The sequence below is a fragment of the Paenibacillus sp. FSL K6-0108 genome (assembly GCF_045040695.1).
Taxonomy (GTDB): Bacteria; Bacillota; Bacilli; order Paenibacillales; family Paenibacillaceae; genus Paenibacillus; species Paenibacillus pabuli_B.
In genome coordinates, this window is the sequence record NZ_CP150288.1 from 4,757,513 (window position 1) to 4,779,355 (window position 21,843).

The window sequence follows — 21,843 nt, forward strand, 5'->3', positions numbered from 1 at the left end:
TCGGAGTGAAGAACTGCATCTTTATCCAAGTAAAAAAAGAGGACCTGCGTGTGCAGATCCTCTCTCGGGTTCAGCTTTCGCTATTATATTAGTTCACGATCCTGCTGCAGATTCCTCTAATCCATACTAGTTATACCGTTAAACTGATTCCACCTGTTGTGCTTGCACTCCCTGATCCGCTCCAAGCATCTTATATGTGAATTGATAGCTTCCTGATCCCAGAGTAATTCGTACATCCGTTCCCTGCGTTTGAATGTCATGAATATCCGGTACTTGGGCCAAAGCTTTTCCGTTCTCCAGGACTGTCTCCACATCTGCTCCAGGAAGAAGGACCGTGCCTGTCGTATTGGCCGGAATGGTCACACGAACCTCCATCTCGTTATGTTCACGACGATACCAGTTTGATGTGACCGTTCCGTACATGCTCTCGAAACTTGCTTCTACCCACTCCAGTCCAGGTCCTGGTTTGGGCTCGATATGCACGATACGGAAACCGGGCTGTTGCTCATCTGTATTGATTCCCGCGACATAACGATATAACCATTCTCCTATGGCGCCGTAAGCATAATGGTTGAATGAATTCATGTCTGCGCTCCACAAACTGCCGTCCTCCCGGATTCCGTCCCAATGCTCCCAAACCGTAGTCGCACCTTTTGTTACTTGATACAACCAGGATGGATAGTCTTCCTGAAAGAGTAGCGTATAGGCCAGATCATGATGTTCCGTATCACTCAGTACCGGATTCAGATAAGGTGTTCCAACAAATCCGGTGGTCAAGTGGTTTCCTGCGTCCGCAACCAGTTTTCCCAACTGATCAATGGTACGTTTCCGAGCTGCATCATCCAATAGATCAAAATGCAAAGCAAGCACATGCGCAGTCTGTGTGGGGACAGCAAGTTTACCGGCAGGTGTCACAAATTCATCTTGAAAGGCAGCAACAATGTTGTCATGCAGATTTTCATAATACACTGCATCTTCCGTCTTCCCCAACACCTCAGCCGCTTTCCGTGTTAGAGAAACAGAGTAGGCATAAAATGCTGTCGCTACAAAATCCTTGTCTGTAGCTCCAATATAGCTGTCTGGCTTGGAATCCAGCCCGAGCCAATCCCCGAAATGGAAGCCTGTATTCCATAGGTAAGGATTCTCACCCTGAGCATGGATGTAATTAATCCAGCGCTGCATGCTGTCATATTGCTCAGCCAACAGCCTGACATCCCCATACATCTCGTAAATCGTCCATGGACAGATGACAGCAGCATCCCCCCAGGCGGCTGAAGAATGACTGGTATCTCCCCATCCCTCTGACGTTGAATTCCTCAGATTAGGAACAAAGAAAGGAATACCTCCATCCTCGCCCTGATCCGCCTGTAGATCCCTTAACCATTTGGTAAAAAAAGGCGCCGTGTTCATCAGGTATGAAGAGGTTCGTATAAACATCTGAGCGTCTCCCGTCCAGCCCAGCCTCTCATCACGCTGCGGGCAGTCTGTCGGTACGTCAACGAAATTCCCTTTTTGTCCCCACAATATATTGTGATGAAGCTGATTTACAAGCGGACTTGAGGTCTTGAAGTTACCTGTACGCTCCATATCGGAATGTAGTACAACTCCTGTGAAATCCTCCAGGTTGACGTGATCCGGGAACCCGATGAGCTTCACATAACGGAATCCCTGAAATGTAAAATGCGGCTCATACGTCTCTACACCGCTGCCTTTTAACGTATAACGAATACACTGGGTGGCACTGCGGAGATTTTCCGTATAAAAATTACCTACATGATCCAAAATCTCGGCATGTCGTAATTCAACCGTATGACCCGACTCACCCTGAACGCTGAATCTTACCCAGCCGACCATATTCTGTCCCATGTCCAGCACACGCTCTTCCAGTGGAGTTGTAAGCAAACCAATCGGCTTCAGCAATTGTACTTGCGTTACCGCAACATTCTCCTGAGCAACGATAATCTCTTTTGTATAATCAAGCACACGTACGGGTGACCATACTGCTGAGCATGAATCAGTCCACTCAGACTCCAGTCGTGCATCGTACGTTTCACCCATATAGATATCCGACATACAGATAGCAGTGTGCGAACTCTCCCAGTCTTTATCCGACACAATACGTTCTTGCGAACCATCTTCATAATGAACATGAAGTTCCAGCAACAACGCATAGTCCGTTCCATAGATTTTCTGTCCCTTATCCCATCCCAAATGACCTTTGTACCAGCCATCTCCCAGATAAGCACCGAGTATGTTCTGTCCATTCTCAAGTTGATCGGTAACATCATAAACTTGATATTGCAAGCGCTTACCATAACTGGTCCAGCCCGGGGTGAAGTATGCTTCGCCCACTCGCTGATTATTCAGATGAAGTTCGTACAATCCAAGTGCAGTCACATATATTCTTGCCGACACGACAGGCTTTTTCAGTTCAAACAACGTACGCAGTCTTGGGCAAGACTCATCCTGCTGAGAGGAAGGATCGACTGTGATCCACTCCGCCTGCCAGGCATCTTGACCACCCATAAATCCCGTCTCGAAATACGCTGTCTCCGACCAGTCTGATTCATCTCCTGCACGATCCCAGGCACGAATGCGATAATAGTAGCGAGTTCGTGCCTCGAGCCCCCCGTGATCCAGTTCAACATGAATGGACTGATCAGAGCTTTTTTTGCCGGAATCCCATTCCATCTGAGCAAAATCTTCCGTCCGTGACAACTGAATTTGATAATCTGACTGTACACAATTTCTGTGATCGGATTGCACATGCCAGCTTATCCTCGGCGACGTGATGTCTATTCCAATCGGATTTATTCTATACTCACAACGCAGATGATTTACGGTCAACATCAGAAAACATCCCTTTCCATCGTAGTTTCCAATTCCAGGTTACGATATAATTATATCGATTCTGTGATCGGAAATACCCGGCAATGAGGACAGTTTAACCCGGTAATCTGGTCATTCCAACCAAGGGGGCTATTCCATGAATCCAACCGTACAATTGTTCAAGAGCGAGTCCTTTTTCCAGAATAATCTGAAGCTGTTTGTGAACCGATGTTCGGAGGATTTTGTGGTTCCCTTTCACGCACACGAATTTGTTGAGTATAGTTATGTGGCAGAGGGAAAGGGCTTTCATCACATTGGTGAAGATATTATTCCAGTACAAAAAGGCATGTTATTTGTCATTCCGGTTGGTGTTCCTCATGTATTTCGTCCGGCTACAGCGAATGTGTCAGAGCATCCACTCATTATCTATAACTGTCTGTTCAATTCCGAACTGATCCACACCCTGTCCATAATTATTCAGGAGACGGAGATTCGAAACCATCTGACCGACCTGGAAAAGAATCATGTTCCTTATGTATCCATCACAGATTACAGCCAGCGGATAGAAGAATTAATGGTAAAGCTCTATCGCGAATCTGCTGTTCCGGGAATTGGCTCTTCCACGATCCTGTACACGCTTGTTAGCCAACTCATCGTAACAACGTACAGACAGATTCATCAAGCCACCTGCAATGAGAAGGAAAATGGGGTTGAGATGGAGCACATCCTTCATTACCTCGACCAGCATGTTCACGAACGAATCCGACTAAGCGAACTGGTGAACCTTTCTGGTTGGAGCGAGAGACATATTGGACGTATGTTTGTAACCCACACCGGACGGACGTTCGGTGCCTATCTGCAACATTTGCGCATACAAAAAAGCTGTGAATTGCTGAAGAATTCACAACATAAAGTCAGTTTCATTGCTGAACTTGTAGGTTACCGGGATGTAGATTCATTTTACGCGGTCTTCAAACGAATTACGGGAGAAACCCCGCAGGGCTATCGAAGGAACTTCAGAGCGGAAGCATTGAATTAATTCTCCCTGCCTTCCATTCCTTTCTCTGGGTTTATTTCTTTACAGGATCTAATTTGCTTTCTTCATGTTCTGTTTCAAGCAGACGATCCACATAAGCCTTTGCACCTTTCCATGAGGTCATCAACGGAAACTGATGCTGCTCCCGCTCGTTTACATTCCATGGATGAGGGATACAGATGACTTTTTTTCCGTCATTCATTGCGGGTATCAGATTATGTGCTCCATCATCAATTAACAGATCGAAGTTAATCAAGTTCTTCCGTTTACAAGTTATAAACTGCTCTGGAGTTATGTAAGGCATATGCTTTTGGAGCCAATTCCACTTCTCAACAACCGTTTTGGGCTCAGCCGCCGTCAGAATCAGCAGATCATAGGCCTGATGGAGCTTCTCCACCTCTTCCACAACATATTCATCATATATCTCCAGCTCCTCAAACAGCCCGGGCCGACCGTAGAAAACATCATGTGTACATTCCGGATGGCGCATATGGGATGTGTCCCAATGAATCATATCCTCATATCTCAACGGATGGGTTGGGAAGTTAATGTTGTTATGATAGATGGCTCGCTTGACCAGATGGCATATGGTATCATCCATATCTACTGCAATAATTGGTTTCTTCATCTTTATCCCCTCCAATAGGATCACAGTATATCATCATCGTTGTAACAGCGCTATCCTTTTTGAGCCCAAAATAAAAAGCGGCCCCTGCGCCGCAACAACTGCTGCGCAAGGACTGCCCCCGAAATCAACCCAAATCTTCACCGTTCGTAGCGATGACGTTCTGATACCAACCAAAGCTCTTTTTCTTATAGCGATTCAATGTGCCTTGTCCGTTGTCGTCCTGGTCGACGTAGATTACGCCATAACGCTTGGACATTTCCGAAGTGGACGCACTGATAATATCAATCGCACCCCAGTTGGTATAACCCATAAGGTCTACCCCATCCATGACTGCTTCTTTCATTTGTGTAATATGTTTTCTCAGATAATCAATCCGATAATCATCATGAATGGAACCATCGGCCTCCACCGTATCCTTGGCACCGAGTCCGTTCTCGACTACAAATAATGGCAATTGATAGCGATCATACAGCTCTTTCAATGCTACACGAAGTCCAACCGGATCAAGCTGCCAGCCCCATTCTGTACGCTCCAGGTTTGGGTTCTTAATTGTGCTGTACAGGTTGCCTCCAGTTACCCCATACTCTTCCGGATTCACTGCGGAAACCAGGGAGGTGTAATAACTGAACGAGATGAAATCAACGGTATGCTCTTTCAGAATGGCTTCGTCTCCAGGTTCCATCGTAATGGAAATGCCGTGCTCAGCCCAATAACGAGCCATAAAGGTTGGATAACTGCCTCGCACCTGTACATCGGTATGCAGCAGGTTCAGCTGATTATCGATCTGAGCTTGCAGCACATCCTCCGGCTTCGACGTAGCCGGGTAGTGAATCATGCGTGCAAGCATACAGCCAATCTGGAAGTCCGGATTAATCTGACGCGCTTTCTGCGTTACCAGACTGCTGGCAACAAACTGATGATGAAGTGCTTGATAGGAAGCTTGCATCACGTTATCGACACGATCCTCAATAATGCCTCCACCCGTGAATGGCTCAATAATGGTCGTGTTGATCTCATTAAACGTCAGCCAGTATTTCACCTTGTCTTTGTAGCGATTCATTACAGTCTCGGCGTATCTTACAAAATGTCCGATAACTTCCCGTCCTGCCCAGCCATTGTACTTCAATACCAATGACATCGGCATTTCATAGTGGGAGAGCGTCACGAGAGGTTCGATATGGTGCTTCCGCAATTCGTCGAACACTTCATCATAGAAACGTAATCCTTCTTCATTCGGCTCAGCATCGTACCCGTTCGGGAAAATACGCGGCCAGTTGATCGAAAGACGGAATGTCTTAAAGCCCAGCTCGGCGAACAACGCAATATCCTCTTTGAAGCGGTGATAGAAATCAATACCGTAACGCTTCGGGTAGCCCTTCGCACTGTGGTGATTCATCGCTTTCTCAACCGTTGCACTGGTCACGTGCATCAGTTCTCTAAGGTTGGTGTAATCCTTTTTCTCAAAATAAGGAACCATATCCGCCGTGGACCAGCCTTTGCCCCCTGCATCGAATCCACCTTCAGCCTGGTTGGCGGCAATGGCGCCACCCCACAGAAAACCTTCTGGAAACCCTTGTCGATTGATCATGCGTATCTCTCCTCTTCTTATTGAAGTCGTCTATTTCGTCTTAAGTTCGTCTTTAGACTTTAAATTTCAGCTTTCAATACTTCTTCACCGGTCGTAATTGCTCCCAATTTCACAGGCAGAACCTGCTTGTAATCTGCTGTATTCGTAACGACCATAGCCGTTGTAATGTCATATTCCTTGGCAATTTGATCAAGTTCAAATGTGAGTAACTTGTCCCCTGCCTGTACACGTGCTCCCGTAGCTACGTGGGCTTCAAAATACTGACCGCGCAGTTTCACGGTGTTGATTCCCACATGGATCAGAAGCTCCATTCCGTTATCACTGCGAACGACGATCGCATGTTTTGTTTTGAACACATTCATGATGGTACCTGTAACTGGTGACACCAGTTCGCCCACCGTTGGAACAAATGCCACACCTTTACCCATCAATTCATCGCCAAACGTTGGATCCTTGACTTCTTTAAGTGCGATCGCTTTACCTGTCATCGGTGCAACGGCTACCGCATCACTTGTTGGTGTTGGAGCATCCATTTCGTCCACGTTCACAGTTGCAGCATTGCTGGAAGGTGCTGTCGCTGATACAGCAGAAGCGCCTGGTGAGAATTGAGCGAGCGCTTCAGCGTCTCCTTCTTCTTCCTTGATTCCGAATACAGTCGACATAATCGCCCCTACTACAAAGGCTAGGATCATACCACCAAGGGAATACCAGAACGTCTGTCCGATCAGGGCGGGCAGTCCAGGAAGTCCGCCGTTACCTGCAAGCACATAAGCCTTTGCCCCGAAGGCCAGGGCAAATCCGCCACCTACAGCACTACCGATCATTGCTGCAGCAAACGGTTTTTTATATTTCATGTTCACACCGTACATTGCTGGCTCGGTTACACCCATCAGAGCTGTAAAACTGGTGGACAATGCAACAGTTTTCAGCTTTTTGTCTTTTGCACGGAAGAATACGCCCAACGTTGCTCCGGCCTGTCCCATATTGGAGATATACGTCAGTGGCAAGAATTTATCAAAGCCTAATGTAGCAATATTGCTCAGGATGATCGGTACGAGCGCATAGTGCATACCTGTCATAATAATGAGCGCCATCGCGCCGCCCAGAACGATACCCGCAATCAATCCGCCTTCATTCAACAGCCAGTTAATACCACCGGACAAGCCGCTACCTACAAATGTACCCAGTGGTCCAATCGCAATCAGCGTTACGGGAACCATAACAAGCAAAGTAATCAGCGGCACAAGCAATAGCTTGAGTGCAGCAGGGATAACGCGGTCAACCCACTTCTCAACATAGGACATCAACCATACAGCGAGTAAAATCGGAATTACAGATGAAGCATAACTGACAGCCGTTACCGGAATGCCGATAAAGGCGACTGATTCACCGCTGGATAGCAATGCGCCCATATCGGGATACATTAGTGCCGTTCCTAGCGCAATGGCCACAAACGGGTTACTTCCGAATTTGCGAGCGGCACTAACCGCGATTAGCAGCGGAAGGAAGTAGAATACGCCATCCCCAATGGCCGAAAGAATACGGTACGTGTCCGTACCTGCTGACATCCATTCCAGGGATACGAATAATGCAAGCAAGCCTTTGAGCATACCCGCAGCTGTAATTGCTGGCAGCATAGGTGCGAAGACACCCGCAATCGTCTCAAAAATATTAAGAATTACATTTTTATTTTTTTCCGGTTTAGCCTGTTTATTTTCTGAACTTTGCTGTATTGCCGGATGTTCCTTCACCATCGCATCGAATACTTTGGATACGTCATTCCCGATAATCACCTGAAATTGATCGCCTGAGATATTCGTTCCCATGACTTTGTCCAGCTTCTTGAGTGAGTTATTGTCCACTTTATCGTTGTCTTTCAGATCAAAGCGCAGTCGAGTAACGCAGTGATACACCGAGTTGATATTGTTTGTTCCCCCAACGGCTTTGATGATTTCCTGTGCCGTTTCCTGATGTTTCATGATCATTTCCTCCTCATTTTTCCAATAAAAAATACCCGAACAAATAACCACGTCTTCTACGCGATATTCATTCGGGTATTGCCTGATTGAACAGTAACAAGCCCATTTGATATTTAGTTAGGTTCTGGTTCATGTTCTTATCATTCATTGCTCACGCTTCGGTTTCATCAACCGCTCCAGATGAAGGGTCAGATACAACTGTTCAGAATGTGTCATATCATACTGATAGTTCTTATGGATAAAAGTCTCGATCTTGCCGATACATTTGAAGGTTTCGGGATAGTTTTTCCGAACGACCTCGTATAAATACTCCTCCGCATCGTCATGTGACGAGTGAGTAATTACGCGTTGGCAGAAATACTTCAAATGAGTAATGAAACGGAAATAATTGACGCTATCTTCATCCAATTCAACATTGAAGTGATATTTGATAATGTTCATGATCTCCTGGAGCAGCTGCATCAGATGAGTGACATCGTTCATGGAATCATTAACTTCCGCATTGATGAAATGCAGCGCGATGTTGCATATTTCATCCTTCGGAAACTCCACATCCAGCCTTTCCTTCAGCAAGGTGAGCGCCTCCCGGGCCACGTCGAACTCGGCCTTGTAAAAATGCTGCACTTCCCAGGAGAGTGGATTGCGAGTGATCATTCCCTTTTCCAGACGCTGGACAGCAAAATGAATGTGATCAGACAGGGAGACATAAATCCCGTCACTGATGGTTTTGTTCAATTGTGTACGCGCCAGCGTCACAATATCATCTGTCGCCTGCAGGATTTCAATCGGCACTTCCGTGACGATGGACTTGAACTTCTCATAGATCGATGCATCCTGAAGCCGGAATACTTTCTCGATCCGCTCTTCATCAATCTCATCGCCTGCCTTGAACTTAAACCCGATACCCCGGCCGAGGATCAGCAGTTCCTGATTTTTGTCATCCACGGTACTGACAATATTGTTATTAAATATCTGTTTAATAATCATGTTGGACCCACCTGTTTTTTTTGAGGATTAAAAAAGGGCAAAACCAAAATAGAAATAATAAAATCATTTCCATAGTGGTTTTGCCCGCATTACCGGTAACAAGCCTCGGGTCTAATTTATCATAACCTGAAAACGGTGTCAACCCAAAATGCTGCCACTGTAAATTCACAACATCCCACATACATGCAACATTTCCCTTAAATTCCACGTTAAAAGAAATATAAGTTTTATTGTTTACCTTTTATCAATTAAACAAACAGGAGGATTCTTTCCAATGAACAAAATCAAATCCGTTACAGCAACTCTTGCAGCCATAACCCTGCTATTATCCGCAACCCCCATATCCGCAGCAACGCAGAGCAATTCCTCAGCAGTAATAGCAAATACCCAGGCTTCCCTGAATCTCGATGAAACAGCGCTGAAACGATTAACCGAAGCCATCACAGCATTGGTAGGTAAACAGACGGTGCAATTCACCAGTTCCAATCCAGGGCTGGGCTCTGACGAGTTGTCGGTGGAAGGCATCGTTAAGGGAGCCGCAACCGCTATGTCTTCGCAGGTCTATAATAAAAAAGAAGATCGTGTAGAATCGACCATTCTGATCTACCAAGCTTCAGATATACATAAATTTATGGATAATGCGCTTCGTCTCAAAATAGACAGCTTTCTGAAATCATTTGACCCCAAGGAAACCTTCAAGCCTGATGCCGTATGGCGGGTCAATCATCCAGGCAAAGAAAGCGGCCTTAATAACTATTGGGTAATCTGGGGAGAACATCAAAGTGTTTACATCGATATAGACAACAACAATGAAATTACAGCCAGCTTCACGTACGCCCTGCAAAACGCTGATGCTTCCCTGACCAACAAAGCCAGAAACGCATTGAAAACCTTGGGCATTTCACAAAAGAAGGCGTTTGATTATGTGCTGCGTCAGCAAAATGGAAAAGACTCCTTCTGGAATTATCGCGATGACGGAGATATTAATCATGTATTTATTGGAGCCAAGACAGGCAAGGTATGGGCAGTCCAAAATGACTTTGGCAAGGACTGGAGCGGGTACAAGGATTTCAACAAATCCTTCGCCAAACCTAAGTTGAGCAAATCACAAGCCTTGTCCGCTGCCTCACCGAAGGTAAAATCTCTTTTTGGAATCCAACTGAAAGGCTATACGGTCACAATTAAAGAAAATCAGTACACCTTTACGAAAAAAGGAGCTGCTACCGTTGTTGGGGAAGTCAACAAAAAAGGGGTATTCTATTCGCTTGAGGTTCAGCCATTAAATGGTATGCGGAATTAGTCAGCCATCTGCATACAAAAGGATACACGGGCCTTGTATAAAAGCAATCACATGAAAAGATTCTATCCGTCGTCTTTTTGAATGGAGTACAACTATGAGCCCTTCGACGGAAGGGCTCATAGTTACTAATTATCGCTGATTATTGCTGGAACGTCACATGAATCTGTACAATCTCGGATCGGCTGCTTGTGCGAATCGGAGGTCCCCAGAAGCCGAATCCAGAGGTCACGATAGAGTGCATGGACCCTTTTTGGAGATAACCCCAATCATTCTCGTAGATGGCCTTAGTAATAAACTGAGCGGGGGCGATCTGACCACGATGGGTGTGACCAGACACAACCAGATCCACATGGTTTTGCTCCGCAATATCCAGATCATAAGGCTGGTGATCCATCATGAGCACAGGCTTGCTCAAGTCGGTATCCTGCATCAACGTCGCTACTTCTGCCCGATCCTTCTCTGTCCGGTCTTTCCGTCCAATCAGTGTAATCTTATCGTCCAATGTAATTTTATCATCATACAGAACTTGCATATTACTCTTCTCCAGAGCGGAAATCAGATCCTCGATCGGACCATTATACTTGTCATGATTGCCCAGTGAGGCGTACACGCCGTAAGGGGCCTGAATGCCGCTGATAATATCCGCAATCCCACTCTTGAGGTACATATCCAAATTGTCATCGATAATATCACCAGGATACAGTACCAAATCCGGCTTCAACGCGTTAATTTCTTCCACCATGCGTTTAGCGTGAGCAGGGCCAGACAGCAGGCCAAAGTGCATATCCGCAGCCATAACAATGTTAAGGTTGTCGACACCTTCCACTTTTTTATCAATCTGAATGCTGTATTGCCTTACGACTGGACTATAGGCGTTATAGATACCATAGCCCATCGTGAACAGCAACAGCACGAGGGTGACCACACCTGCCCATTTATGAGCGTAATGTCTTGGAATACGGGTTAGTCTAAGTAACCATAACGTTAGATGAACTACCGGCAGGATCAATAAAAGCAGAGAAAAGATCGCGAGCCAATAAGAACCAATCACACTAAGGAAGGAGATGCTTCCAAACAATCGTGCCAGTATGAATGAAACTGCAAGAAATACAAGTGCAACGATGTATAACCAACGAAATCTCGCAGATACAACAGGCTTCATCCAACTCCATCCGCTCCGTCCTATGTAAAACACTAATAAACCGTACACTACCAAAAACAAGATGCCTGCAAGTACAAACATGCCTCCGTTAACCTCCACGTCAATAAGTTGATTGCTGAATTTTCTCTTAACCAAATTCCAGTCCATCTGAACAAGTATAACGCAGTTAAAGGGGTGAGGACATCTGTTTCCATTCCTCAGATGCGTACATTTTATTACAATTTGGGATACTTGAATTCCAATCATTATATAGACGATACGTCGACCCATAGCTCTTCATCTGAATAAAAAAACATTCCTGCGTCCGCTCATGACTGACTAACATCATGACCGAGCACAGGAATGCTGAATGATCTAGAATTACATATTACTCGTTAGTATCCATCCATTGGAAGTGGAATGAACCTTCTTTGTCCACACGTTTGAATGTGTGAGCGCCAAAGTAGTCACGTTGTGCTTGCAACAGGTTAGCAGGCAAACGCTCAGTGCGGTAGCTGTCATAGTAAGATAATGCGCTGGAGAATCCAGGAACCGGAATTCCTTGAGTTACCGCAGCTGCAACGACTTCACGCCATGCACCCTGGTAGGATTCAACAATGTTTTGGAAGTATGGATCAAGAAGCAGATTTTTCAGTGCTGCATCCTTGTCATACGCTTCTTTGATGTTTTGCAGGAACTGCGAACGGATGATGCAGCCACCACGGAAGATCATGGCGATGTTGCCGTATTTCAGATCCCAGCCGTACTCGTCGGAAGCTGCGCGCATTTGGGCAAAACCTTGTGCGTAAGATACGATTTTACTTGCAAACAGCGCTTTGCGCACGTTCTCGATGAACGCCTTTTTGTCGCCAGAGAAGGCTTCTGTTGCTGGTCCATTCAAGATTTTGCTTGCTGCTACACGTTCGTCCTTCATTGCAGACAGGAAGCGGGAGAATACGGATTCCGTAATCATGGACAATGGTACGCCGAGATCCAGCGCGCTTTGGCTTGTCCATTTGCCTGTTCCTTTTTGTCCGGCTGCATCCAGAATGACATCAACCATTGGTTTACCCGTTTCTGGATCGTATTTGGAGAAGATGTCTGCCGTGATTTCGATCAAGTAGCTATCCAGCTCGCCTTGATTCCATTCGGAGAAGATCGCATGCAGTTCTTCAACGGACACATTCAGCACCGATTTGAGCAAATGATACGCTTCACCGATCAACTGCATATCTCCATACTCGATACCGTTGTGTACCATTTTCACATAGTGTCCGGCACCATCTGGTCCAATATATGTGCTGCAAGCATCGTCGCCTACTTTAGCGGAAATGGCGGTCAGAATCGGTTCAACGAGTTCATAAGCGCTCTCTTGTCCACCTGGCATGATTGCCGGGCCTTTCAATGCGCCTTCTTCCCCACCGGATACTCCCGCACCGATAAAGCGAAAACCTTTGGCTTCCAGCTCTTTGCTGCGGCGTTGAGTGTCAGGGAAGTATGCATTCCCTCCATCAATGATGATATCGCCCTCGTCCAAGTGAGGCAGCAGCTGTTCAATGGTAGCGTCCGTTGCTTTACCCGCTTGAACCATGATCAGGATTTTGCGTGGAGATTCCAGGGAACCCACGAACTCTTCAATGGAGAAGGCACCTGTCAGGTTTTTTCCCTCAGCCTCTTTTAGGAGATCATGCGTTTTCTCCGGGGAACGGTTAAATACCGATACCGAGAATCCTTTGCTTTCAATATTAAGGGCAAGGTTCTTACCCATTACTGCAAGTCCGATGACACCGATCTGTTGTTTACTCATTATGTCCTCCCAATACTCTTTATATATAGTAGGTAAAATTCGAGATCAACAATCCTTTATTACTGAACTGTTTTTTTCCAGTCTGCTGCAAATTTATCCATGCCTTGGTCTGTCAGTGGATGTTTGGAGATTTGTTCAATGACGGAGAATGGAACAGTAGCAATATGTGCTCCTGCCATGGCTACACGTGTAACGTGGTCCGGATGTCTTACCGAAGCTGCAATAATCTGTGCATCCAGGTTATGTGTACGGAACAGTTCAGCGACTTTGGCAACCAATTGCACGCCATCTTCGGAGATATCATCGAGACGTCCCAGGAATGGGGATACATATGTTGCACCGGCACGAGCAGCAAGCAGCGCCTGGTTTACGGTGAAGATCAATGTCACATTCGTTTTCACGCCTTTTTTGGTCAGGTAACGGCAAGCTTCCAGCCCTGCAAGTGTCATTGGCAGCTTGATTGTGATGTTTTTGTCGTTGTTATTGATTTTGATCAGTTCGTCTGCTTGAGCAATCATCTCTTCAGCTGTAATCGCATCTGGTGTTACTTCCGCAGATACGGATTCAACTTCAGGTACCTCACGCAAAATTTCTTCAATACGGTCTTCGAATTTCACGCCTTCTTTGGCTACCAATGACGGGTTAGTTGTAACACCAGACAGGACGCCGATTTTGTATGCTTTTTTGATGTCTACCAGGTTTGCTGTATCGATGAAAAATTTCATGTTCAATTACCTCCAAGGGATATGTTTTTTTGTTTTTTATGTTACAGATTAGCATTAACAGCCAAAGGAACTTCAATATCATCTTCAGCCTGCTGATCGGCAGGTTGGTCAAACCACCAGTGATGCCCTTCCGCAGCGAGCATCGCATCCGACTCTGCTGGTCCGTAGCTTCCAGCCGGGTACAGATGAAGCGGGAGCAAATTCTCCTGGAATGCATCCAGAATAGGTTGTACCCAAGCCCAGGATAGCTCTACTTCATCCCAATGGGCAAAGAACGTTGGATCACCATGCAATGCATCATGGATTAAGTTCTCATAGGCCTCAGCCAGATCCTCACGATCTGGTGACAGATCGATATGAACCGGTTTGAACTCCCCTTTATTTTGCGGGTCGCTCGCATTCAGCTGCAGCGTCATGCTCTGGTCAGGACTCATCTCAATCACAAGCAGGTTCGGCTTGGAACCGTTAACCACGTTGGCTTGGCCAGATGGTTCCTTAAATTCGATGACAATACGCGTCGATTTCTCCTTCATTCGTTTACCGGTACGGATATAGAAAGGCACTCCGCGCCAGAAGAAGTCATCAATCTGCAATTTGGCAGCAATAAACGTATCATTCATCGTATTCTCGGCAACACCCGGTTCAGCTGCATATCCGTTAACGGAATTGCCTTGGATGTTTCCTTCAGCATACTGTCCGCGAATGACACTTGCACCCACGTTTTGCTTTTGCAGTGGCTGGATCGATTCCATGATGTGTTTTTTCTTCAAACCGACTTTTTCCGAGGTGCTGTTATATGGAAGCTGGATCGCCATCATCATAAGCAATTGCAGCATATGATTCTGGAACATGTCACGCACGGCGCCTACATGATCATAATAGGATGCCCGTTCTTCCACGCCAACAGTCTCATTAGCGGTGATCTGCACATTGGAGATGTAACGGTTGTTCCACAACGCCTTCATGATCGGATTGCTTTGATGCAAGGTTTCCAAACGCTGCACCATCGGTTTGCCCAAATAGTGGTCAATTCGATAAATTTCTTCTTCTGTGAACGCCTCGCTTAATTTGCGATTGAGGTCACGAGCCGATTGCAGATCATGTCCAAATGGCTTCTCGATCACAAGGCGTTTCCAGCCTTCAGTTGATCCAAGTCCACTTAGCTGAATGTTTTCTGCAATGGGTTCGAAGAATTCTGGACCAACTGAAAGGTAGAACAAACGATTGGAAGGAATGGCAAGCTCTGCTTCTCTTTGTTCAACCAAATGTAACAGCTCTTTATAATCTTCCTTATGGCTTATATTCAATACACTGTAGCGGAAAGCCTGCACGAATGATTTCACAACCTCAGGATCAGCCGGACGTCTGGAAAATTCATTTAATGATTTTTCCACTTGTGCCTGAAAGAATTCATCAGACCACTCTCTACGTCCCAAGCCAATCAGCGAGAAGGATGCCGGAAGTTTCTGCTCAATATATAAATTATATAAGGCTGGATATATTTTTCTTTTGGCTAAATCGCCAGTCGCACCAAATAAAATAATGCTCGTTGGTTCCATCTCACTATTCTCCTTCCAAGTAACTCTGGTTTCTTTGCTGTAGTTACACTATAATACGTTTTATAGCCATACAAGTAATTAATATATTTCACAGGAGCTATAGACGATATCTATGACGACAAATTATGAATTATATAAGGTATTCTATTGGGCTGCCAAAACAGGCAGTTTGACCCAAGCCGCCAAAGCGCTATATATTACTCAACCCAGTGTCAGTCATGCCATTAAACAGTTGGAAGAAAGCTTTGGTCTCACGTTGTTTTACCGGAACTCCAAGGGAGTTGCGCTAACACAGGAAGGTGTAAGTCTGTATTCCTATATTGAACAATCACAAATTTTGATCTCGCTGGCCGAGGAGAAAATGGCTGCATTGAAGAATTTAGACAACGGAGAACTACGGATTGGTGGCAGTGATTCGCTGTTCAAGCATTACATGCTGTCCTATCTGGAAGAATTCCATGTGCTCTACCCTAACATCAAGCTGCATCTAAGTCATGGGACAACGCCGGAAGTCATAACCTTTCTGAAAGAAGGCAAAATTGATTTGGGTGTTGTGCGAATGCCCATTGTTGATCCGCAGCTTGAGGTCAGGGAAAGTATCCAGCTCAAAGACTGCTTCGTTGCGGGGGAACGTTATGCGCAGCTCAAGGGAAAAGTCATGACACTGGAGATGCTGATGGAGCATCAGCTGATTCTTTTTTCGCGGAACAGCAGGGTTCGCATGGCGATTACTGAATTGTTCAACAGCTATGGCTACACACTTAAACCGGAGATTGAGGTCGGAAGCGTAGATTTGTTAATTGAATTTGCACGGCGGGGATTGGGCATATCGTATGTCACCCGTGAATTTATTTCCAAAGAGCTGGAAGAAGGCTCTCTCTTCGAAATTCAGTTGGATGTTTCTTTGCCACCCTCACATGTGGGCATCATGACCAAGCGAAATATGCCGATTTCTCTGGCGGCCAACCGGTTTATGGATCTCATTTTCAAAACGGAATAAGATTCGTGGTTCAACAAAAAAAGTGCTTTTTCACCCTAGAAGGATGATGAAGCACTTTTTGTTATGCATACTTGCCTGCTTAATAACTAATGAGAAACTATTATGAAACTGAAATTGATTCTCTTTTTGAAGTAGATACACCTCGAAATTATGCATTTACAATCGACTTACCGTTCTATTCCAAGTTCTCTTAATCTAGCCTCAATTCTCTCAGGGATTATAGCGAACAGTTGGTCCCAAGGCATGAATACACTCGGCTCAAGCAAATACTCCTCAAACTCCATAGAGGGAATAAACGCCTTGGTCTGCAGGAAACTCCTCACGCTGGCATCAATTTGTTCATTGGTTTCGAAATAACCTCTGAACATCTCGTTCACGAGCAGACCGTCGCAACCCGCATTGACGCCTGCTGCACTGTACAGATTAGGCAGCAGTTCGAATACAACAGGCAATGGTGAAAAAGCGTGTTTGCCTGGCTGCGAGTAAAGACATACATGTCGCTCCACCACATTGACCCGATCCTTCAGCAATCCCCGAAGCACTTTGCCATGAAAGCTGGCTTCACAGTCTGCAACTTCTCCGTCATGGCCCACATATATCCATACATGTTCCATTTCGTACAAATGCCCAATTTCGTAATCCCACCAAATCGAGAATTCAATCACATACTGCACTGCCTCAACAGGGACCTGAATTTCTCGCTGAAATGATGGTGAAGGTCCCGATTCAGCCAGTATGGAAACGCCTACAAAATCCGGGTAAAAGGGTTCATTACGATCAAACATCAATACAGGTGCATAGCTCATCGCGGTTTCCAGCATTTCCTGCTCAGTCATGGTCATGAATCGTACCCCCACATTCTTTGATTGCTACTACTGTAACAAACCACTGTTATGCCTATCTTAACAGAGAATTTGTAACGTGTTAATTGAAACAAAATATAGGCCCATGACCGGAAAATTTTCCGGTCATGGGCCTAAAATCGGTCAATTAATAGCAGAACGTGATGCTGTCATCCTTTTGAGTTTTTGGAGGATTTGGAAGCTTTGATTGCCTGATCGGAAACAGAATCCACGCAGCCAATCGGCGGTCCCAAAATGGCGTCATTCTTGATGGACGCTATTGCTTTGGCGTATGCCTCCTCGTCAATACAGTAGGCCCGATGTGCAACTTCGGGAGGTGTTGCAACCAGAAAATCTGCCCCAAGTACAATATCCGGTGTCGGTTGATCAAATATCGTTAACAGGTGCACATCGTCTGTCTCCGCTACAAACCAATGGAACCATCCTTGAGGGAAAATCGACACCTGACCAGGCTTCAAGTGATAACTTATCCGCTCGCGCTTGAACGGATCAAAGACTGAGGTAGTGATCTCACCATTGATCAGAACAATCATTTCGGTCACATTTGTGTGCCAATGAGGCTGAACAATAATGCCTTTGCTCATGTATACATTGAAAAATCCATTCTTGATCGTAGGTAGCTGCTCCCCAAACAACTGGGTAACATAATTTCGCGAGTCACGCTGATAATTCAACACCGCTGTCGAATCGGCCGCCAGCTGAACATTCGGGGCTTGCAGAATCGGATTAGTCATACCGCTGTTTCCTCCTTGTAGGCGTACATCTCATTGTTGTACTGTATGCCTGATTAGGTGGAGATAATACCGGGGACACGATTCTGTCAGATTTGTTGAAGTGATTAAGCTTAGTAGAATACTATAAATTCATTAAATCACTCGTACTAATAATCGCTTACTAACAATCTAAATTCAGAAGATTCTCCATATATAATGCGGGATCGGTCACGAACGCTTCGAACGTGGAGATTGTTCCATGCTCCTGATGTTCAATGTCAGCGTAGCCAATCATTTTTTTGCTTGGATTCCAGACGATCAGGATATGGGAGTACTGATCCACATCAGAGGATATGCGCAGCAGTTTCTGTCTGCCCATCTTCATTTCGACCGTATCAATCAGATGAAAGAACTCGATATACCCCACACCGGACGGATTTTCCGGCAAGTTCATTCTGCGTGTATTTTCAGTTAAAAAATGAATCAATGCATCAGGCAGCTTGTATGATTTGAGTTCATGCATTTTGTTGCTCAGATTGTGAAAGTCTTGAGGCTCATGAGCTTTTAAATACTCTGCCATTTCTGCGTTCTTCTGACTGACCGCAATCGTATACGCCCGCTCCCCATCCTTCTCTTGAATGGTTACATCCGCTCCACGCTCTACCAAATAATGAACCATCTTCATATTGTTGTTGCGAGCCGCTACCGTAAGCGGTGTGGCCTTATATGGATACACCATATCCGGCGCGTTATAATCAATGTCCACGCCCTCGTCGAGCAAATACTGGACCATTTTCAGATCGTGATTGGAAACAGCGTGACGTAACGTTTTACCACCATATTTTCGAATATCCAGTCCGAGGTCTTTCAGCACTACGATGTTCTTTTTGTTGCCGTAATATGCTTCGTCGTAAGCACTTGACTTCACATGATTAAGTCCATTTAATGCAGCTCCATGCTCGTGCAAATATCGAACCGTATCTTCCCCGCAGTATCTGACCGCCTTGAGGATCGCTGGATTGTTCTTCACATTCAGGTTCACACCATGCTCCAACAAAAGCTTGACCACTGCCTGCTGATTGGTGATTAGAGCAATATCCAATGATGTCAACGCTATGTATTTGCTAATTGTAATCTTTTCTTCGAGGTCCATTCCCTGTTTAATGAATTCTTCTACAGCGATAACGTCTCCCTTGTATATCGCCATTGCTTCATCAGGTAGCGTTTCAAACGTTCCTTGATTTCCGATTTTGAACAAAGGTGTGACCTCCCTCTCGAATTACAAGTCCTGTAATGCTCCTTATTAATAGTATACTTGCTATCCATTTCATTTGTACAAACCCACTCCCCAAAATTATATTCCAGTATAATGTAGGACAGTTCTTACGAATGGCAGAGTCCGAGCTATATGAATTGAGAACTTATTTAATCATATGGTAAGATAATGGTTCAAAGCTTTTTCTAAAGAACCCTCAATTTATGGGATAAATCCCTTACAAGAAAGGACACTATGAATCCTTCATCCATACCATCCATGTTACAGCAAATCATCCCGCCGCTGGATCTGCGCAGTTGTTTACTCAGCGTACGTGGTGAGATTATATACGAGCACTACCGTAATCAAGAAGCAGCAACCCATATTGCAAAAGTCAATTCCTGTACCAAAAGTGTACTGTCCGCGCTCATCTGTATTGCGATGGATCAAGGGGTTCTGCCGGAGGCTGACACACCGATCTCCACCTTTTTCCCGCAGCTGTTGTCAGACCCTGACCCTCGCAAACCGGAGATTACATTGGAGCAGTTATTAACCATGACGGCCGGATTCAACTGGGACGAATTCGGAGGCCAGAATTCATTTCCACGTATGACGCGTACGGATCACTGGGTGAATTTTGCGTTGGAGCAACGCTTAAGTCATGTGCCAGGTACATATATGGAATACAATTCAGGGGTATCACAGATATTGTCTGCCATCCTCATGCAAAGTTCAGGTATGTCTGTCGCTGAGTTCGCGGAACGTTATCTATTTGGTCCGTTAGGGATCCAACAATACGAATGGGAAAGTGACCCACAGGGTGTACATACCGGGGGATTCGGCTTAAAGATGCTGCCAGGGGATTTGCTGAAATTCGGAAATCTGTTTTTGCAGCAGGGCGTGTGGAATGGGCAATCGCTGATTTCGAGTGATCTTGTATGCCGCTCTACAAAACCTGCTATTACGGTTACACCACCCAATCATGGTCGTTACGCGTGGCATTGGTGGGTCGATGACTATCCCAACGAAACTTCAGAGGCTGGTACTGGGAATGCGGGACATCCCACTCCCATACTCCACTATTACTACGCGCGTGGATTTGGTGGTCAATTTATATATATCGTCCCGGCACTGGAACTGGTTGCCGTGCTCACCAATGACAAACGAAAGAAGGAAAAGCCTCCGCTGGATGTATTCCCCAAACGGATTGCACCTCAATTGGCAAAACTCCTATAGACCGTAACTTTGATTTTGGTCACATAGCAAATAACCCCATAATTCACCTGTCCTTGACTAGTAATTATAGGGTTATTTGTTTCACTTTTTCGTTAAAATTAAGATCATCTTACCAAAGCCTCTTCCACGGCAAGCGTTATCGGATAAGGACCCGATTCTTTGTTGGAGAGGACAACAACTTGCACGTTGTAATCAGGGTATACGGAAGACATGAAAGATACCCCGGGATCAAAACCCATCACATGATATTTAAATATGTCATTCCCTCTCTGATCAATCCATACTCCCCTGCCATAATAAGTATCAGCATCCTCATGCACATATGGCGAAATTAACCTTTCCGTTGCTTCTCCGCTCAATAATTCATGACATAATAACGCGTTCCAAAAGCGAATCATATCGGACGCAGTGGTATAAGCTCCACCATCAGCCCCACCCTTAACAGGAATGGAAAAAATATTACTGGTCCACGAGCCGTCATCATGATCCATATAACCGATTGCCGTATTACGCGGAAGCTGATCTGTTACAAAATATCCCGAATCCGACATGCCGCATTTCCTAAAAATATATTGTTCCACATAGTCCGTAAACGACTGTCCCGAGTGCTCTTCAACAATGAGTCCCAATACGATAAATGCCGCATTATTATAGTGAAACCGTTCACCTGGAGCTGATTTCATGGGCTGATGCTGAAACATTGGCAAAAAATCATTCAGCTTCCGCATTGAATAAACGGGCCGCTCCTTCCACAATTCAGCGAAGTCCTCCATCAATTCTTCATCAAAATAGTCGGGGATGCCTGAAGTATGTGTCAACAGCTGATGAATTGTAACGCCTTGATCCCATTGTGGAAACTTAATACTCAAGACATCTGCCAACCTGGAATCATATGTTAATTTACCTTGCTCGATTAATTGACCTATACTTACGGCCGTAAAGATCTTGCATCCAGATGCAATGCCAAACCGTGTATCTGGCTGATTGAAACGTTCATCACTTCGATTGGCATATGCACGTGCTTTGTTTAATAGGGTATGCCCGTTATGTTTTATCAAGACTACGCCCGAAAAATCTACGTTCTCCATCACATCTTCTATGTTGCGTGTCAGATCCGTTATACTTGTCATTCCCGTGTTCACCTGACTTTCGTTCCGATTTCGCATTCCAGTCAACTGGCTATTTATACATCCCCCA

Annotated in this window: 17 protein-coding genes; 4 read left to right on the forward strand and 13 right to left on the reverse strand. The window is 45.4% G+C overall.

The window, feature by feature from the left end; genetic code table 11:
• Nucleotides 1-138: 138 nt before the first annotated feature.
• A complete protein-coding gene (locus MHB49_RS21485; protein ID WP_405152938.1) occupies nt 139-2,850 on the reverse strand; it encodes a family 78 glycoside hydrolase catalytic domain in 2,712 nt (903 codons plus the stop codon).
• A gap of 136 nt (nt 2,851-2,986) precedes the next feature.
• On the opposite strand from MHB49_RS21485, the gene MHB49_RS21490 reads away from it, so the two are divergent.
• Complete coding sequence (locus MHB49_RS21490) at nt 2,987-3,868, forward strand: helix-turn-helix domain-containing protein (protein WP_405152939.1); 882 nt, start codon at nt 2,987-2,989, stop codon at nt 3,866-3,868.
• 31 nt (nt 3,869-3,899) lie between these two features.
• Here the strand turns inward: MHB49_RS21490 and MHB49_RS21495 are convergent, their stop codons facing one another.
• From MHB49_RS21495 to licT, 4 genes are all read right to left on the reverse strand, one after another.
• Nucleotides 3,900-4,493 carry a 5' nucleotidase, NT5C type gene (locus MHB49_RS21495; protein ID WP_247898095.1) on the reverse strand — a complete coding sequence of 198 codons (594 nt, stop codon included), beginning with the start codon at nt 4,491-4,493 and terminating at the stop codon, nt 3,900-3,902.
• Nucleotides 4,494-4,617: 124 nt separating this feature from the next.
• Complete coding sequence (locus MHB49_RS21500) at nt 4,618-6,081, reverse strand: glycoside hydrolase family 1 protein (protein WP_405152940.1); 1,464 nt, start codon at nt 6,079-6,081, stop codon at nt 4,618-4,620.
• A 59-nt stretch (nt 6,082-6,140) separates the two neighbouring features.
• Nucleotides 6,141-8,060, reverse strand: a complete 1,920-nt coding sequence (locus MHB49_RS21505) for a beta-glucoside-specific PTS transporter subunit IIABC (protein ID WP_405152941.1) — start codon at nt 8,058-8,060, stop codon at nt 6,141-6,143.
• Nucleotides 8,061-8,204: 144 nt separating this feature from the next.
• Nucleotides 8,205-9,047 (reverse strand): BglG family transcription antiterminator LicT, encoded by an 843-nt coding sequence (gene licT / locus MHB49_RS21510; RefSeq protein WP_053780809.1) that lies wholly within the window; start codon nt 9,045-9,047, stop codon nt 8,205-8,207.
• A 274-nt stretch (nt 9,048-9,321) separates the two neighbouring features.
• Here licT and MHB49_RS21515 point away from each other — a divergent pair, with 274 nt between their 5' ends.
• Complete coding sequence (locus MHB49_RS21515; RefSeq protein WP_405152942.1) at nt 9,322-10,347, forward strand: hypothetical protein; 1,026 nt, start codon at nt 9,322-9,324, stop codon at nt 10,345-10,347.
• A gap of 139 nt (nt 10,348-10,486) precedes the next feature.
• On the opposite strand, the gene MHB49_RS21520 is transcribed toward MHB49_RS21515, so the two are convergent.
• The 4 genes from MHB49_RS21520 to zwf form a co-directional block, all read right to left on the reverse strand.
• The gene (locus MHB49_RS21520) at nt 10,487-11,590 is read right to left on the reverse strand and encodes a metallophosphoesterase (RefSeq protein WP_405157211.1); all 1,104 of its coding nucleotides are present in this window, start codon (nt 11,588-11,590) and stop codon (nt 10,487-10,489) included.
• Nucleotides 11,591-11,876: 286 nt separating this feature from the next.
• A complete protein-coding gene (gndA, locus tag MHB49_RS21525) occupies nt 11,877-13,295 on the reverse strand; it encodes an NADP-dependent phosphogluconate dehydrogenase (protein ID WP_405152943.1) in 1,419 nt (472 codons plus the stop codon).
• A gap of 59 nt (nt 13,296-13,354) precedes the next feature.
• Entirely contained in the window at nt 13,355-14,020 is a 666-nt protein-coding gene (gene fsa, locus MHB49_RS21530; protein ID WP_024630525.1) for a fructose-6-phosphate aldolase, read from the reverse strand.
• A 41-nt stretch (nt 14,021-14,061) separates the two neighbouring features.
• Nucleotides 14,062-15,579 (reverse strand): glucose-6-phosphate dehydrogenase, encoded by a 1,518-nt coding sequence (gene zwf / locus MHB49_RS21535; RefSeq protein ID WP_405152944.1) that lies wholly within the window; start codon nt 15,577-15,579, stop codon nt 14,062-14,064.
• A 112-nt stretch (nt 15,580-15,691) separates the two neighbouring features.
• Between zwf and MHB49_RS21540 the strand changes: the two genes are divergently transcribed.
• Nucleotides 15,692-16,579: a LysR family transcriptional regulator gene (locus MHB49_RS21540; protein ID WP_247898102.1), complete on the forward strand. Its 888-nt coding sequence runs from the start codon at nt 15,692-15,694 to the stop codon at nt 16,577-16,579.
• 167 nt (nt 16,580-16,746) lie between these two features.
• On the opposite strand, the gene MHB49_RS21545 is transcribed toward MHB49_RS21540, so the two are convergent.
• From MHB49_RS21545 to MHB49_RS21555, 3 genes are all read right to left on the reverse strand, one after another.
• Nucleotides 16,747-17,421, reverse strand: a complete 675-nt coding sequence (locus MHB49_RS21545) for a hypothetical protein (protein ID WP_405152945.1) — start codon at nt 17,419-17,421, stop codon at nt 16,747-16,749.
• A 170-nt stretch (nt 17,422-17,591) separates the two neighbouring features.
• Nucleotides 17,592-18,176: a cupin domain-containing protein gene (locus tag MHB49_RS21550; RefSeq protein WP_405152946.1), complete on the reverse strand. Its 585-nt coding sequence runs from the start codon at nt 18,174-18,176 to the stop codon at nt 17,592-17,594.
• A gap of 160 nt (nt 18,177-18,336) precedes the next feature.
• On the reverse strand, nt 18,337-19,413 hold the full coding sequence (locus tag MHB49_RS21555) for an ankyrin repeat domain-containing protein (RefSeq protein WP_405152947.1): 1,077 nt from the start codon (nt 19,411-19,413) through the stop codon (nt 18,337-18,339).
• A 276-nt stretch (nt 19,414-19,689) separates the two neighbouring features.
• Here MHB49_RS21555 and MHB49_RS21560 point away from each other — a divergent pair, with 276 nt between their 5' ends.
• The gene (locus MHB49_RS21560) at nt 19,690-20,646 is read left to right on the forward strand and encodes a serine hydrolase domain-containing protein (protein ID WP_405152948.1); all 957 of its coding nucleotides are present in this window, start codon (nt 19,690-19,692) and stop codon (nt 20,644-20,646) included.
• A gap of 104 nt (nt 20,647-20,750) precedes the next feature.
• On the opposite strand, the gene MHB49_RS21565 is transcribed toward MHB49_RS21560, so the two are convergent.
• Complete coding sequence (locus MHB49_RS21565; RefSeq protein WP_405152949.1) at nt 20,751-21,776, reverse strand: serine hydrolase domain-containing protein; 1,026 nt, start codon at nt 21,774-21,776, stop codon at nt 20,751-20,753.
• Nucleotides 21,777-21,843: the final 67 nt, after the last annotated feature.